The sequence below is a fragment of the Klebsiella sp. BIGb0138 genome (assembly GCF_004342285.1).
Lineage (GTDB): Bacteria > Pseudomonadota > Gammaproteobacteria > Enterobacterales > Enterobacteriaceae > Klebsiella.
In genome coordinates this window covers 165,409-179,646 of the sequence record NZ_SMCV01000002.1, presented here as the reverse complement: position 1 = coordinate 179,646, position 14,238 = coordinate 165,409, and the positions used below count along the sequence as shown (strand labels likewise).

General features: G+C 56.2%; 16 protein-coding genes and 1 pseudogene. 7 read left to right on the top strand and 10 right to left on the bottom strand.

All coding sequences use genetic code 11. From position 1 onward, the window contains the following. The first annotated feature begins 204 nt into the window (after positions 1-204). The 3 genes from EDF73_RS05295 (at position 205) to EDF73_RS05285 (ending at position 2,186) form a co-directional block, all read left to right on the top strand. A complete protein-coding gene (locus EDF73_RS05295; protein WP_132726737.1) occupies positions 205-867 on the top strand; it encodes a DUF3313 domain-containing protein in 663 nt (220 codons plus the stop codon). 214 nt (positions 868-1,081) lie between these two features. Next, positions 1,082-1,579 carry a paraquat-inducible protein A gene (locus tag EDF73_RS05290; RefSeq protein ID WP_243655202.1) on the top strand — a complete coding sequence of 166 codons (498 nt, stop codon included), beginning with the start codon at positions 1,082-1,084 and terminating at the stop codon, positions 1,577-1,579. Next, the gene (locus EDF73_RS05285; protein WP_132728094.1) at positions 1,575-2,186 is read left to right on the top strand and encodes a paraquat-inducible protein A; all 612 of its coding nucleotides are present in this window, start codon (positions 1,575-1,577) and stop codon (positions 2,184-2,186) included. Before EDF73_RS05290 ends, EDF73_RS05285 begins: the two co-directional genes overlap by 5 nt. A 229-nt stretch (positions 2,187-2,415) precedes the next feature. On the opposite strand, the gene EDF73_RS05280 is transcribed toward EDF73_RS05285, so the two are convergent. Continuing rightward, positions 2,416-3,039 (bottom strand): TetR/AcrR family transcriptional regulator, encoded by a 624-nt coding sequence (locus tag EDF73_RS05280; protein WP_132726734.1) that lies wholly within the window; start codon positions 3,037-3,039, stop codon positions 2,416-2,418. 205 nt (positions 3,040-3,244) lie between these two features. Beyond that, positions 3,245-3,591, bottom strand: a pseudogene (locus EDF73_RS27630) (DUF4113 domain-containing protein); the annotation flags it as partial. A 132-nt stretch (positions 3,592-3,723) separates the two neighbouring features. On the opposite strand from EDF73_RS27630, the gene EDF73_RS05270 reads away from it, so the two are divergent. Both EDF73_RS05270 and EDF73_RS05265 read left to right on the top strand, forming a co-directional pair. Beyond that, a complete protein-coding gene (locus tag EDF73_RS05270; RefSeq protein ID WP_165905643.1) occupies positions 3,724-4,323 on the top strand; it encodes a hypothetical protein in 600 nt (199 codons plus the stop codon). Then, the gene (locus EDF73_RS05265; protein ID WP_132726728.1) at positions 4,320-4,589 is read left to right on the top strand and encodes a hypothetical protein; all 270 of its coding nucleotides are present in this window, start codon (positions 4,320-4,322) and stop codon (positions 4,587-4,589) included. The genes EDF73_RS05270 and EDF73_RS05265 overlap by 4 nt, the downstream gene beginning before the upstream one ends. A gap of 78 nt (positions 4,590-4,667) precedes the next feature. On the opposite strand, the gene EDF73_RS05260 is transcribed toward EDF73_RS05265, so the two are convergent. After that, on the bottom strand, positions 4,668-5,291 hold the full coding sequence (locus EDF73_RS05260) for a TetR/AcrR family transcriptional regulator (protein ID WP_132726724.1): 624 nt from the start codon (positions 5,289-5,291) through the stop codon (positions 4,668-4,670). A 238-nt stretch (positions 5,292-5,529) separates the two neighbouring features. Between EDF73_RS05260 and EDF73_RS05255 the strand changes: the two genes are divergently transcribed. Together EDF73_RS05255 and EDF73_RS05250 are read left to right on the top strand one after the other, a co-directional pair. Further along, positions 5,530-5,877 (top strand): hypothetical protein, encoded by a 348-nt coding sequence (locus EDF73_RS05255; RefSeq protein ID WP_132726721.1) that lies wholly within the window; start codon positions 5,530-5,532, stop codon positions 5,875-5,877. 33 nt (positions 5,878-5,910) lie between these two features. Next, the gene (locus tag EDF73_RS05250) at positions 5,911-6,519 is read left to right on the top strand and encodes a histidine phosphatase family protein (RefSeq protein WP_132726718.1); all 609 of its coding nucleotides are present in this window, start codon (positions 5,911-5,913) and stop codon (positions 6,517-6,519) included. A 121-nt stretch (positions 6,520-6,640) separates the two neighbouring features. Here the strand turns inward: EDF73_RS05250 and EDF73_RS05245 are convergent, their stop codons facing one another. The 7 genes from EDF73_RS05245 to EDF73_RS05215 all read right to left on the bottom strand — a co-directional run bounded on the left by EDF73_RS05245 (position 6,641) and on the right by EDF73_RS05215 (position 14,187). Beyond that, positions 6,641-6,904, bottom strand: coding sequence for a hypothetical protein (locus tag EDF73_RS05245; RefSeq protein ID WP_132726715.1), 264 nt, complete (start codon positions 6,902-6,904; stop codon positions 6,641-6,643). A gap of 276 nt (positions 6,905-7,180) precedes the next feature. Next, a complete protein-coding gene (locus EDF73_RS05240; protein WP_132726713.1) occupies positions 7,181-8,962 on the bottom strand; it encodes a sensor domain-containing diguanylate cyclase in 1,782 nt (593 codons plus the stop codon). A gap of 79 nt (positions 8,963-9,041) precedes the next feature. After that, on the bottom strand, positions 9,042-10,229 hold the full coding sequence (locus EDF73_RS05235; protein ID WP_132726710.1) for an HD domain-containing phosphohydrolase: 1,188 nt from the start codon (positions 10,227-10,229) through the stop codon (positions 9,042-9,044). Positions 10,230-10,571: 342 nt separating this feature from the next. Next, positions 10,572-11,339 carry a Fe(3+) dicitrate ABC transporter ATP-binding protein FecE gene (fecE, locus tag EDF73_RS05230; RefSeq protein WP_132726708.1) on the bottom strand — a complete coding sequence of 256 codons (768 nt, stop codon included), beginning with the start codon at positions 11,337-11,339 and terminating at the stop codon, positions 10,572-10,574. Continuing rightward, complete coding sequence (gene fecD, locus EDF73_RS05225) at positions 11,340-12,293, bottom strand: Fe(3+) dicitrate ABC transporter permease subunit FecD (RefSeq protein WP_132726705.1); 954 nt, start codon at positions 12,291-12,293, stop codon at positions 11,340-11,342. Next, entirely contained in the window at positions 12,290-13,288 is a 999-nt protein-coding gene (gene fecC / locus EDF73_RS05220; protein WP_132726703.1) for an iron-dicitrate ABC transporter permease FecC, read from the bottom strand. Before fecC ends, fecD begins: the two co-directional genes overlap by 4 nt. Next, a complete protein-coding gene (locus tag EDF73_RS05215) occupies positions 13,285-14,187 on the bottom strand; it encodes a Fe(3+) dicitrate ABC transporter substrate-binding protein (RefSeq protein WP_132726700.1) in 903 nt (300 codons plus the stop codon). The genes fecC and EDF73_RS05215 overlap by 4 nt, the downstream gene beginning before the upstream one ends. Between the last annotated feature and the right edge of the window lie 51 nt (positions 14,188-14,238).

Here is a 14,238-nt window from a genome sequence, read left to right as displayed (position 1 = left end):
GATGATAAATTTCCGATGCGCGAGGGAGCATCAGATGAATGCATTAATTCCAGACCCGAATAGTTTCCTCGAACAATTACGTTGACAGGTTTTAGTAGTATGATCAAAACTAAACCGTACAGTTCATATTTGCTGTGAATTTGATGATTTTACTGAGGGCATGCCGGTATGTGCAGCCTTTAACCACAACGTAAGGATTTAAACATGATGACGTTCAGGCAAATCAGTGGGCTGGCGGCTGTCGGTATTTCCCTGCTCATCGCAGGGTGTGCCGGTAATCAACCCGTGCGTTACAGTGGCATCGACTCGGCTTCTAAGCTGACGACAAACACCGATGATAATGCCGATCGCATTCCCTGGCGTTATTCGCCTCTGGTCGACTGGCGTAAGTACAACAACATCATTATCGATCCGGTGCAGATTTATCAGGGTAACGACGGGCAGTTTGACGATATGGCGCAGGCCGATCGCCATGCTCTTGCCGCGTACATGCAAGTGGAGTTCAGCAAAACATTAAGCACACGCTTTAAAGAAGTCAGCAAGCCTGCTGCGAACACCTTGCATCTGAAGTTAACGCTGACGGGGGCGGATACCACGCCACAGGTGGTGGGAACCTTCACTAAATTCGACCTGGCAGGCGGCCCCTACAATATCGTGCAATCGGTGCGTGGTGGCAGGGGACTGATGAGCGGCTCGGTGGATTATGCCGTCGAAATTTATGACGCCAACAGCCATGAACTACTGAAAGCCTACGTTGCCAGGCAGTATCCAAATGCCATGAATATCTCCGCCACTATCGGCTCGCTGAGCGCCGCTGAAGTGGGTATTGAGAAAGGTGCGCAAGAACTGGCGGAAATGCTCCGGTAGCCGCAGCCACCCCGCTCACAGCCGGAAGCTTACTCTGAACCGGCTGTGACTTTTCTCATGAGTCATCTCCGGGCGATACGGTGTTATGAAGACATTCCCGCATCTGACCCTCTGCCCGCACTGCGACAGTGTTTACCTGACACTGCCTTGTGCGCCGGGGGAAATCGCACTCTGCTAGCGTTGTTACGCTGTGTTATGGCGTGGACGCAGGAGAGTGCCCGGTCATGTATTGCCTCTGCTGTTGACGGCGACCATGACCTTAGTTCTGGCCTGTATCTTCCCGGTGATGTCCGTTGGATTTTACGGGATGGCAAATGACATCACCCTGTGGAATGCGGCATGGGCGCTGACTGCTGACGACGGCAACCCCCTTGTCGCTGTCTGTACCGTTTTCCTTCTGGTTATCGCGCCTTTTTTGCAGATAGCGCTGACGGCCTGGCTGCTGAGCTTTGCGCGTTTCGCGCGTCCGGCGCCTGCGTTTATCTTCACCATGAAAGCGCTCAAATGGCTGCATCCCTGGAACATGATGGAAGTGGGCGTGCTGGGATTTCTGGTGGCGGGTATAAAACTTTCGTCACTCCTGGACGTCTCCGTGGGGCCGGGCGGCTGGGCGCTGGCCGTCTCCTGCCTGCTGGTTGTCTTCATCAACAGTCATGACCTGCGTCCACTGTGGGATCTGCTTTCGGTCGAGGAGAAGGGTCGTGACGATTGAAGCGCCTTTTGCTCGCCAGATTCAGGTGTGCCGTTGCCCTCTGTGTAGCCTGGTGTGGGCCGACAACACGACGTACGGCGAGCGTGAAAAATGTCCTCGCTGTCACACGGCGTTGCCCAATCGCCAGGCCGGGTATCCACTCCTGAGCTGGGCGCTGCTGTTAACCGCCATGATCCTGTATGTGCCCGCCAATATGTTCCCGGTGATGCACACAACGTTTCTTGGTCATGGCAGTGAAAGTACCATCCTGTCCGGGGTAGTGGCCTTCTGGCGAAGTGGTTCATGGGGTATCGCGGCGATCATCTTTATTGCCAGCGTGGTGGTTCCCTGTCTGAAATTTCTGGCACTGAGTGTGTTGCTGATCTCAACGTCCCGTAAGAGCCGTTGGGCCAGACGAGAACGGGCCGGACTTTACCGGATGACCGAGTGGATTGGCTGTTGGTCGATGCTGGATGTAGTGGTGGTGGTGTGTGGTCTGCTCCGGTTTCATGCGCTCAGTGAGGCCGAGCCCCGGAGCGGGACTATGTTTTTCGGCCTCGTGGTCATGCTAACCATGCTCTGCGCGCTGAGTTTTGAACCAAAAACATTATGGAAAGATAAGCAATGACGCGTCCTGTTATTACCATGAGAACTGTAATTCACCCCAAGAATATTGTTATATGATTACATTTATCGAAAGTGTAATCAAAATTAATTCGGATGTATTAAAAGCCCTTTTATAGAATTTTCCATTCTGACTCCAGCCACAGATGACCTTCTCATCATAAACATCAAGAACCGTCATCATCGTGAATCGTTTTTTTCTTCTTACAGTCATTCCAGTTAAGAACATGATATTATCCTGACTGAATAACATTATGCTCAGGTGAGAGAAGAATTGTATTTATAAAAAACTCATTTGACTTTCTGAGGTTTTCAATTTTTGGTTTTACTTTCCCGTATAATCTCATTCCTTCCAGCATCATAAACAGGCTCTCCGCCATAACGCTGGCAGGATAGTCTGCCCGAAATGTTCCTTTTTTCTGCCCTTTCAGCAAAATTCGGGTCAGACGTGTTATCAGACCGGAGAACATGTATTCAATCAGATTATGGACATCTTCATCGCCTGGCAGAAGTTCACTGGCGGCAGCAATAGAAAAACATCCCCTGGTTCCCTCAGGTCCAGCGGTAACCTGAGCGAAAAACTCCAGAGTTTGTGCGAGAGCGACTTCAGGTTCCTGCTCTGTTTCTCGCTGTGTAAGGCGGGCAAGCCCTGCATCCATGTACTGGCGCAGCGCGGCGAGGAAAATCGCGCGCTTATCCGGGTAAAGTTTATAAATGCTTGCACTGGCCAGCCCGGATTTCTCTTTAAGATCAGCGATTGACGTAGCCCTGTAACCATTCTCCCAGAATAGCAGCTGCGCTACGTTAAGAAATTCAGTGGGATCAAACTCCCGAGGTCTGCCGACGTTTCGTTTCATGATTCTTCTTCACTAATTGTAGATTGATCAATCTACAATAATAAGTGGCATATCGTAAAGTGATTTTTTGAAGAAATTTATGACAGTTTTGATCGGCCTTCAGAGAAATAAAACAGGTGGTGTATGGGTCTGAAGTCCAATGGAACGGAAGCATACGTTAATAACATAACCATATGATTTTATGTCTATAAAATCCAGATGACGCTTATCTCATGAAAGCACGCGGCAGAGCATTCCAGTCTGCCGTATATTCCGGGCTCAGCATTTCTCTGAGCATCGCGAAACCAGCATCGATACCCTGGCCAGCAAAAAAACACGGCCCTTACCGGCGCGGTTAATCCGATCGACGGCATTCATCAGGGCTTCGCTGTCCGGGCGGGGGGCATATTCATCAAACAGATTCGGTTGTGCTTCACGGCCGGAAAAATCGGCCAGCATGATACCGGCCTTTGCGTACCGGTAGCCGTCACGCCAGATGCACGCAAGCGCACGCTGAGCGGCGGCAATGATGTCCCGGCTGTCCTGAGTGGCCACCGGTAACGTCTCCGTCGCCTGGCTAAGGCCAGCGCCACCAGGGCGCACCATGCCAGATGGGCCGATTTTTCTGTCAGATTCACTGCGGGCTTTTTTCCTTTGTTTAGGGGGCTGAATGTATCTTAACCGGAAGCGGGTTTTATCCGGAATGTGCTCGAGAAACTCCCTCAACCGACAGGCGACATTGATCTCAATACCGCCATTTTTACGCGCGAGATGATTGCGCATGGGCTGCGGGCGCAGGCCACGCCCAGCAGTCTGCTAACGGGGCAATTTTACATCTCGCTCGATTTTTTTGCGGATGCGCCCAGGGTGGACTTTGACGCGACAAAGTGTCCGGTTGAACTGCCGACGGTGAAGGGAGGGCTGACAATCCATCAGGATCAGCTCACGGGGATCGCCGCGAAAATCAATAAAATGCCGCTCGATGAGATTGGGAACAACATGAACAAGACTCTGGTGGAACTGCATAAAACCCTGCGGATGGTGAACAATCAGTCTTTGCCCGCCGCCAACCATCTGATGCAACAGACGCAGCAAACGACACAGGACGCGCAAAACCTGCTGGCGAAAGATTCCCCGTTGATGATTACTCTCCTGCAATCCTTACAGGAGGCGACGCGAACGCTGCGAGCCGTGCGCAGCCTGACAAACCAGCTGGATCGCCGCCCGGAATCGTTGCTACAGGGCCGCGCTGCAGATGCGGTGCTGAACAATGCCCGTCCACTGAAGGAAGGAGAGCGGCCATGAAAACGGTTTTATCATTGCTCATCGGCGTTTCGTTTGTGCTGGCAGGGTGTGCATCTCCCCAGGTGCGCTACCACACGCTGGTCAATGCTGACCCCGTTTCCGGCGCCGTCGCGGCGCCCGATTTTGTGATTGATCTGCTACCCGTTGGGGATCCGGCGCAGATGTTTACCGCCTGGCAGCGTGTGGTTGAGCGTCTGGCAAGACAGATAGGACAGACCGCGACGGGATGGGTGGCGACGGGCACGGCAGCGTGTCTTCGCGACTAGACTGACTCCACCCTCAAAAGATCGGGTTCGATGTGACGAATCCGGTCTTGATATGCCGCTGGCAGGGCAGGAGAGGTGCTACACCGGCTTGTTAACTGCGCCATCCAGAAAGAGTCGTACACCATTCATAACCATCTCACTGACTTTTTCGTCAGAAAAATCGGGCATATCACGCAAGAAAAACAAGACCTCGGTTTCCGCTTTGATCAGCGACGTAAACTGGATGGCACGAAGCATCGGGTTCGACGGTGTCAGTTCACCCCGTTCCATCGCCGCTTTCATCTCCTGCGCCAGCGCCTCCATGCTTTGCCGGATGCCGGATTCCAGAAACAGTTGTCCGATATCGGAATGACCCGCTTCCCCCAATACAACGCGGTAGATCTGCAGCGCCTGGTTATCGCATGCCACCACCCGCAGCATATCTTCCCCAAAGCGGGTGAGCTTTTGTTCCAGGGAGAGCGTCTGGTTTTCCGGCTGAGTCAGCCCGTTCGCCGCTTCGGTGAGAAACCTGGCGCTGTAATTGCGCACAACTGTTTCAAATAACGCCTCTTTTGACGAGAAGTATTTATAGAGCGTGGCCTTGGAGCCACCGGCGCGTCTGGCCACTTCATCCATTGAGGCACGCTCGTACCCAATCTCCAGAAACACCTCGGCGGCGGCGGCTACGATCCCCTCGCGGCGCGCTTGCGTCAGTACTTTCATGTAGAACCCTTAACTGATTAAAAAGTGATGTTTAAAGATAACTATACCGTACGGTACTTACGTTATTATGCCATGCTCGCGCGTTGAATGCCTCGACGGGGATCGCTTAATGGGTATCGGTTACATCCGCCCCGCATCCGGCATTGTTGTCACGTCTGCTGGTGGAAACGTCGCTTAACAGATATTTATATATTAAAAATCATAGGATTAAGATAGTATAATAAGAAGGGATACCGCAGTGCTGGGTAAAATACCGGGTTCGGGTGTTACCGAGCATCTTCATTTTACGCTCTCGCGAACTTCCTTTTCAGATAATGATGAACCATGGGCGAAAGATGAAACGGACAGCTGCGCTGAGTTTGGGACCGATCCTCGCCGTACCGGCACTGGCTATCGATATGCCGCCGCCTGCACCCATCATCTTTACGCCGTGCGTCCGACAAATGAACGTTCCTGCGTGCAAACGTCGCTTCAGGAATTGCGCGTATCGCCTGAGGTTCTCCCTCTGCTGCGCCAGCGGTTTTCCGCGCTAAAAATAGACGGCTGCCGATGGGCGGCCGCTTGTTTTGTTATCTCCGAATGGTAAGGTTGCCATATCACCCGTAACCCAATGTAGTAAATGAAAATATTACTTGTCAGACATGGTGAAACAGAGTGGAACCGCGTCGGCCGCCTGCAGGGGCATCGCGATAGTCCGGTGAGCGAACGCGGGCGTCAGCAAATCGCGGCGCTGATCGATGCCCTGAAGGGCGAGAACATCGAGCGGGTCGTCTCTTCTACCGCGGGTAGAGCCGCAGCGGCGGCGATGCAGATAGCGGCGCATTTTGCCTGTGCGATCCGCTTTGATCCCCGGCTGATTGAACGTGGTTTGGGGCCACTGGAGGGAACGGTCGGCAATCAGCTTAATGCAGACCAGCAAAGGCTGTTTGATGCCATTTATTCTGGGCATCCGCAGGTGACCCCCGAAGGCGGTGAGTCGCTGATTGATGCGGCAGGCAGAACGATGGCCGCGCTGCTTGATATCGGCAGGTCGACGGATGACTGCGTGTGCGTGGTCTCCCATGGACAGGTGATCCAGGCGGTTATCGCCACCCTCCACGGTCAGGGGCCGGAGAATTTTCAACAATACGGGCACCTGAACGGCAGCTACTCGATTCTGCAATCTGCCGACGGGAAGTTGTCCCTGGTAAAATGGGGGATAGCGACCCATCTGCTGAACAGGGGATAAGGCTCTTATCCCCTGATGACCATTAAACCGCGCTTAGTCGCCGAACATCACCGTCCGGCAGCCCGGTGCATATATCACAACCAGTGCAAGGTGGAATGCAGCAGATGAGCGCCGGGAAGGGCTACCACGGGATGGTGCCGCCGATGCTGATCGATTCGGAGCCAAAATTGGGCGACTCACCGCGCTGGATACGATTTCGTTCTTCCCTTGTCGGTTTATACGTTTCGAGCTGGCCCGGTTTGCCGGTGGGGGATTGGCTGCAGCTCAGCCCCTGACAAATTCTGAACGCCTCCGGTGCATCCTCGCCATCCGGCGAAATCCCCCCGTCAGAACACGCCGCCAGAAAAATACACAGGCCTGCGGTGAGTATGCATTTCGTCTTCATAAATCATCCTTTGAGTAAAAGCCCACGGTGAAGTGCTCCATGTGGGCAAATGATGCAAAAAAAGTAAAATATACAGCGGGTTGGTAGCATGTATTGGCATATGATAATAATTATCATTTGTGCTGTAAATCGAATTTATATCGTAGGTTAATGAATTAAAAAGGTTTTAATGGGGGAGTGTCGGAAGGAAGTGTGTGGGGGCGAAGCTAATGTGGCTGAAGAACGCGGCGACCTGACCGGCAGGAGGAGGCGATCGCTCCCCCTGCGGAATCCGCATCAGTCGGTCTTCAGCATACCGAAACTGACAATTCTCGAGCGGCCTTGCTCCTTGGCGCGATAGAGCGCGGCATCCGCGGCGCGCAGCAGGCTGTCGCTTTGCGCGTGCTGCGGGAAGCTGGCGATGCCGATAGAGACATCGATCTGGCCGATGTCGTCAGGGCCATAGCGTAAGGTCAGATTGCGTACGTTGTTATAAATCTCCTGCGCGCAGGCCTGTGCGGGCTCTTCAGGGGTGGCCAGCAATACCAGAAACTCCTCTCCGCCATAGCGAAACGCCATACCGGTATCGCGGACCGCGCGCTGCACAATCGCGGCCACGTTTTTGATCACCAGATCGCCCGCTTCATGACCATATTGATCGTTGATCGCTTTAAAGTGATCGATGTCGATCATCAGGCAGCTCAGCGGAGTGTTGTTATGGATCGCCAGATTAATTTGCGTATGCAGGGCATCATCCAGATGGTGACGATTGCGCAACCCGGTGAGCGAGTCAAACAGCGCTTTTTCCAGTAATGCGCTGCGCAGGCGCTGATTGGCCAGCGCCAGGCCCAGCGCTTCGGCCATCAGTTCCAGATAGGCGCGGGAAGGGGCCGTGGCCGCGGTCACGTTGCTAAAGGAGAGCAGACCGATGGCTTCGCCCTGGGCAATCATAGGTACGCAAAGCGATTGAGCGCCGTCTGATTCAGGCAGGTGATAGCAGGCGATGTCCGGTTCACCATTAACCGGAGGATGACTCTGCCCACGACGCACGGCCCAGCAGTTATCGGGATAAAAAACCGCAGGTTCGTCGGGAGGAGAAAGCCACCCGGCGACGCAGCGCATCTGCCAGGGATCGGCGTCGAGAATATAGAGTCGCCCCGGTACGCCGGGGGCGATATTGGGGGCGAAGAGTTCGGCGACCTTAATGACATCCTCGTAGGATTCGCAGCCTTGCAGGCGCTGCGTCATGCGGGCCAGCAGTTCCCGAATCGCCCAGTCGGCGTCCCGCTCTTGCTCAAGACGCTGACGCGCCAGCCCATTTTCGCGGAAAATGCGAATCGCCTGGGCCATATCGCCAATTTCATCGATCTGGGTGAAATGCGGCGGCTCGACGGCATAATCCTGCGATGCAAGCCGCTGCACGACATCGCTTAAGCGAACCACCGGATACAGTACCCGGCGCTGCAAAATAAAACCGAGCACAAACAGAAACATCAACGCCGTCAGGCCGACCATCAGTTCTGATAACCTGCGCCAGGTATGCGATTTTTCAGTGGCCTGGACGATGGCGCTGTTGGCCCGACCTTCCAGCATGAGCCGGAAGTGATCGATCTGCGTCTGAACCCGGTCCAGTTCCTGTTCATAGGGTTTACCGTAGAGCAGATTGACGGCCTCTTTTTCTGCCCCGCGGGCGACGTTGTTGAGCGCCGCCTGCTGTTCATCCTGCAGATCATCCGCAACCTGTAGTCCGTCGCGCAGCAGAGCCAGCTCCTGGGGCGTCGCGCCCCGATCTTTGAGCTTCGCCAGACGGCGCTCAATCGAGGTCAGTGAACCAGCCTTCTGGCGGTACTCCTGCAAAACCTGCGGATTTTTGTTAATAACATAGGCTCGCGCAAGATCTGAAAGCGCCCAGGCATCGGTTTCCACCGCTTCGGTCAACCCATCGAATACCTGTCGCTGTTGTACCGCCTGGCGTTCAGCCGTCTCCGCGTTAGAAGCCATCAGCATCGCAATGCCGGAGGTAATAGTCAGGCAAACGGTGATCCCGTAGGCCCAGTTGGTCATGGTGGCGATTCTCACCGTTTTTTCCTTGCGTGCAGATGAATAAAGGATGTTTTTTTTAATTATAGAGCCCTGACCTGCCCGCGGACGGCGGGGGCTAGCGGCATTTTTTACCGATAATGCGGCGGTACAGCGATGCCGCATGCTGGCGTAAGGCGCAAAAGACATCTTTATCCAGCGCGCCATTTATAACATCGTTCTCTATCAGCTGTAACGCCTCCTGATAAGGCATCGCGATGCGATAGGGGCGATCTTCGGTCAGCGCGGTAAAAATGTCGGCAATGGCGATGATGCGATCGGGGAGCTGAAGGTAATCCTGATTCAGATGCAGGGGATAACCGCTGCCATCGAGCTTTTCGTGATGGTTCGCCGCCCAGTTTATGATGTCGCCAAGTTCGTTAAAGGCGCTGAGAATTTCGCCGGTCATATAACTATGCTCGCGCACCGCAAGCCGTTCTGCGGGGGTGAGTTCCCCCTGTTTTTCCAGAATCGTCAGCGGGATATTAATTTTACCAATATCGTGCAAATAGCCAGCAATCTCTATTTTTTGGCACTCTCTTTTCGCAAGCCCCAGCCAGGCGGCGAGCCGGTAGGATATTTCGCCGACCATAAGACTGTGGCTGGCGGTGAAGCTGCTGTAAGTGTCGACAATATTAGCTATCAATAAGCAAATATCTTTCAGACCAGCAATATCGATATACCGATCGTTAATCGGGCCGATAATTTCCAGCATCCTCTGGATATGCCCGGGGTGAAGGTGCTGCCAGAAATGCTCTTTTTGCGCGAGCTGACACAGGGTATGGCAAAGCTGCGGATCAATCTGCTGGTACAGCGAGCGGAAGGTAGCAATGATAACCGCGGGTTGACATTCCACCGCACCATCCCTGGATGACAGCAGACGTTCGAAAACGTCGGCAAAATAGACAATATGCTCTTCCTGGCTCCCGGTATGCGTCGGGCTAAAATGATGATGGCGAATAATCGGCAGGACAGGGGCAAAGGTGGGCAACCCTGCGAGCATTTCCGCGCCACGACCCTGGTGAGGATCTTCAATATTATCAATGTCATTCAGCGAGGTGATAACCCGCTTATCGCCCAGGACGCCGATGTCATGAAGCAGCGCGGCGCAAAAGATCGTTTGCTGCTGCTGGCGCGACAATCGCAGCGCCAGCGCAAGTTCGAGGGCGATTAACGCCGTTCGCTGCATATGCAGCTGTAATTCGGGGTTGATTATCGCTATAACGCGCGTAGTTAGCATCAATGCTGATTTTAAGGCGAGACGCATCGTTTTTCTCCATCCGCATGACCGGGATACTATCGTTTCATTCTGGTCGTGTGTGCCGCGATAAATTAATCGTGATGAGCGATCGCCAGTGCGATATGAAAGGGTGAGCGCGTGAATCCTGCCGTTTTTCCATTTGCCCAGATATGCATTGCCGGAGCGCGATGGCGTCAACGGCGTGCGCAAAAGTGAAAAAGCCTTGAGTGACCGTTAGTTAATCATTTTGCCGGTGAAAAGAAAATACATTGTGGTCCGCGCTCCGGGCTAATCCGCCGTCACGTTGATAGACAATGAACGATATATCGCTCCGGCAAACTGATGGATAACGCACCGGCGGGACTGGCGCTATTTCACCACGCACATCGGGCGGCGCGCGATCGGCTCAGGATGAATTTCGGCCTCAAGCCGGAACACTTCGCGTAACAGCGCGGGCGTCAGCACCCTTTCCGGGTCGCCTTCGGCCTGCAGCTGACCGCGCTCCAGCACCACCAGATGGTCGCAGTAACGGCTGGCCTGGTTGAGATCGTGCAGCACCGCGACCACCGTTTTACCGGCCTGCTGTAGCTCGCGCATCAGCTTCATTAACTCCACCTGATGATTGATATCCAGCCAGGTGGTCGGCTCATCAAGCAACACCAGCGGCGTATCCTGGGCCAGGATTAGCGCCAGAAAGGCGCGCTGCCGCTGCCCGCCGGAAAGGGCGCTGAGCGGCCGTTCGGCAAGGGCGGCTACGCCGGTTCGGGCGAGGGCTGCTTCGACGCGCAGATGATCCTGGGCGGTGAGTCGCCCCCACAGCGGGAGCCACGGGCTGCGGCCATACCCGACCAGTTCGCGCACGGTGATCCCTTCCGGCGTCAGATGTTGCTGAGGCAGCAGCGCCAGGTGGCGGGCCAATTGACGAGGGCTTAAGACGGAGAGCGGGCGATCGTCCAGCCATATTTTCCCCGCCGTCGGCGTCAGCAGCCGTGAGAAACATTTTAGCAGCGTGGATTTACCGCAGCCGTTTGGCCCCAGCAGGGCGGTGACTTTTCCCGCGGGAAGCGTCAGGCTGAGTCCGTCGATAATCCGTTTTGCGCCGTAGCCGGCGGTCAGATCTTCCGTTTTTAGTTCCATTCAACGCATTCTCACAAGTAACCAGATAAACCACGGAGCGCCGATAATCGCGGTTAATACGCCCGCCGGCAGCTCCATCGGGGGATGCAGCGTTCGCGCCAGCAGATCCGCCAGCAGCAGTACCAGCCCGCCCATCAGCGCTGAATATGGCAGCAGATAGCGATGGCTTGCGCCCGTCAAACGCCGCATGAGATGAGGCACCACCAGGCTGATAAAGGCGATCGGGCCGCATACCGCGACGCCCACCGAAGCCAGGGCGACCGCCAGGACCAGGCCATAAACGTTGAGGCGTATGATATTGACGCCAAGCGTTCCGGCACGGTCGTTGCCCAGCGCCAGCAGATCAAGATCGCGACTCAGAACGAGGCTCAACGGCAGCAAAATCGCCAGAATCGGCAGAGCGATGATGACGAATGAACCGTCTCTGGCCCACAGACTCCCGGTCAGCCACAGCAGCGCGTTGTTGATCTCCTGCGGCTGCGACAGCAGGAGATAGTCGGTGATGCTGGCCCAGCATGCCGACAGCGCCACCCCGCTTAACGCCAGGCGCATTGGTCGGGAGAAACCTGCCAGCGCGACCAGCGCCAGCATCGCCGCCATTCCGCCGACGAAGGCCAGAGCCGGCAGCCAGATGGGCGATAATGTCGGCAGAAAATAGAGGGTGGTGACCGACGCCAGGCTGGCGGCGTGATTGACGCCAAGAATATCCGGCGACGCCAGCGGGTTGCGGACGATGCCCTGAATCAGCACCCCGGAGACGGCTAACGCGGCGCCGACAATCACCGCCAGCACCACCCGCGGCAGGCGATATTGCATCAGGACATAATGGAATTCGCTATCGGCGCGCCAGCCGTCGAACAATGCGCGCCAGGGCAGGGCAATCGCCCCCATCCGCAGTGACAACCCGGTTAGAATGAGCAGCGCCAGCAGCAGGAGACAGAACCGCGTTTTCATCCGCTCCTCCTGACCAGCCAGACAAAGCAGGGGGCGCCAACCAGCGCCAGCACCGCGCCCGCCGGCAGCTCTCCAGGCCAGGCCAGCGCCCGGGCGAGAATATCGGCCAGCTGCATACCGGCCGCCCCCAATAGCGCGCTCATCGGAAGTAAGCGTCGGCGATCGTGGCCCACCCACAGGCGGGCGAGATGCGGCATCAGCAGGCCGATAAATGCGACCGGACCGGCCACGCTGACGCAGGCCCCGGTCAACAGCAGCACCGCGAGATGGATAAGTAGCCGCAGGCGCGGCAGGTTCACTCCGAGCGAATGGGCCGCCGTATCGCTGACGTTGAGTAAATTCAGCGCGTGGGCGAAAACCAATACCGCGGGGATAATCAGCAGCGCAAAGGGGAAAAGCTGCCAGAATTCCGGCCAGCGCACGTGAGAAACGCCTCCCGCCAGCCAGAACAAAATCCCGAAGGCCTGATCTTCTGCGAGCAGCAGCGTGAGCCGGGTCAACGCCATACACAGAGCGGAAAGGGCGATACCGGCAAGAATCAGCCGGTTGCGATCCTGCTCATGACGCCAGCCGCCGCCTGCGGTCATCACCAGCAGCCAGCTGATGCCGCCGCCGCAGGCGGCGATTAAGGCCAGCGAATAGCCCGCCAGCGGTGCCGGACTCAGGGCGCTGGTTAACGCCATCGCCAGCGCCGCGCCGCTATTAATCCCGAGCAGTGACGGTGAGGCCAGCGGGTTATGGGTCAGGGTCTGCAGCAGCGTCCCGGAGAACGCCAGGCTCGCGCCAAGCAGCAGCGCCACCAGGCTACGCGGCAGCCGAAGATTAAGCACCAGCGCCTGCGCAAGGGACGGCTTTGCAGGGGCGAACAGAGCCTGCAGGGCCTCCAGCGGTGAAATCGCTATCGCTGAATAACAAAACAGACTCCACCAGAACAGGCCCGCCAGCGTCAGCAGCGGCAGGCCCCAGATCCACGCCGTGGAATGCGAAGGCTTCATGGCGTTACGTCGACCGCCTGATGGTGAACGAGGTTGACCAGATCGCCGGCAATGCGTTCGGCGGCAAAAATGCCGCGCATCCGCGCCCAGCTGTTACTGTCAACGGCGGCCACCTGGTGTTGTTGCTGCGCCTGCAGCATCTGCCATAGCGGGTCCTGCTGCCATTTGCGCACGATACTTTCCGTACGGTAATGCGCGACAAGCAGCCACCGTGGGTTGATAGCCAGCAACTGCTCAAGATTGATGGCCGCCATCGGCGCGCCGCCGATGGCGGCCGGGACCTTCAGCCCCAGCGCGCTGAGGACGCTGCCGGTATAGGTTTCGCGGGAATGCAGGTTGAACTGCTGTTCGCGGGAGGTACCAAAAACGACCTCCGCCCCGGCGGGAAGGCGGCGGGCGAAATCGGCCATCCGCTGGTGGTGCCGCGCCAGGCGCTCCTGCATCTGCGCTTCGCGACCCACGACCTGGCCGATAATGGCCGCCGAAGCCAGATTCCCGGTATAGGTTTCGTTGCGCGATTTCAGCAGCAGGACCGGCGCGATTTGCCGCAGGGTGGCGTAAATTCCCCGGTGTCGGCTGCTGTCGGCGATGATCACATCGGGATGCAGAGCGCTGATGGCTTCCAGGGAGGGCTGAGCGCGGGTACCGACGGACTGCCACGGTTTCAGGTGCGCGCGGACCTCCGGCAAAATACGCGTGGGATCGCTATCGTCGGCAATCCCAACGGGAGAGACGTCGACCGCCGCCAGCGCGTCGGCAAAGGAGAGTTCCAGCACCACGATACGCTGCGGTACCTTATCAAGGGAAAATACGCCGTGTTCATCCTTAACGGTGACGGCAAACGCCGGCAAGCTGCACACCAGCAAACCGGTCAAAAGGAGACGTAAACAGGTCAACATACTCACTCCGGCAAAAGACGATTAAAAACGCCAGCTATCCTCGCCGCCCCA

Bases quoted from the DNA above. Each gene is read 5' to 3' on its own strand.
- fecC (WP_132726703.1), bottom strand. From the start codon at position 13,288: ATGAAGCCTTCGCATTCCACGGCGTGGATCTGGGGCCTGCCGCTGCTG.
- fecD (WP_132726705.1), bottom strand. From the start codon at position 12,293: ATGAAAACGCGGTTCTGTCTCCTGCTGCTGGCGCTGCTCATTCTAACC.
- EDF73_RS05295 (WP_132726737.1), top strand. From the start codon at position 205: ATGATGACGTTCAGGCAAATCAGTGGGCTGGCGGCTGTCGGTATTTCC.
- EDF73_RS05245 (WP_132726715.1), bottom strand. From the start codon at position 6,904: ATGAAGACGAAATGCATACTCACCGCAGGCCTGTGTATTTTTCTGGCG.
- EDF73_RS05265 (WP_132726728.1), top strand. From the start codon at position 4,320: ATGAAAACGGTTTTATCATTGCTCATCGGCGTTTCGTTTGTGCTGGCA.
- EDF73_RS05280 (WP_132726734.1), bottom strand. From the start codon at position 3,039: ATGAAACGAAACGTCGGCAGACCTCGGGAGTTTGATCCCACTGAATTT.
- EDF73_RS05250 (WP_132726718.1), top strand. From the start codon at position 5,911: ATGAAAATATTACTTGTCAGACATGGTGAAACAGAGTGGAACCGCGTC.
- EDF73_RS05215 (WP_132726700.1), bottom strand. From the start codon at position 14,187: ATGTTGACCTGTTTACGTCTCCTTTTGACCGGTTTGCTGGTGTGCAGC.
- fecE (WP_132726708.1), bottom strand. From the start codon at position 11,339: ATGGAACTAAAAACGGAAGATCTGACCGCCGGCTACGGCGCAAAACGG.
- EDF73_RS05260 (WP_132726724.1), bottom strand. From the start codon at position 5,291: ATGAAAGTACTGACGCAAGCGCGCCGCGAGGGGATCGTAGCCGCCGCC.
- EDF73_RS05235 (WP_132726710.1), bottom strand. From the start codon at position 10,229: ATGCGTCTCGCCTTAAAATCAGCATTGATGCTAACTACGCGCGTTATA.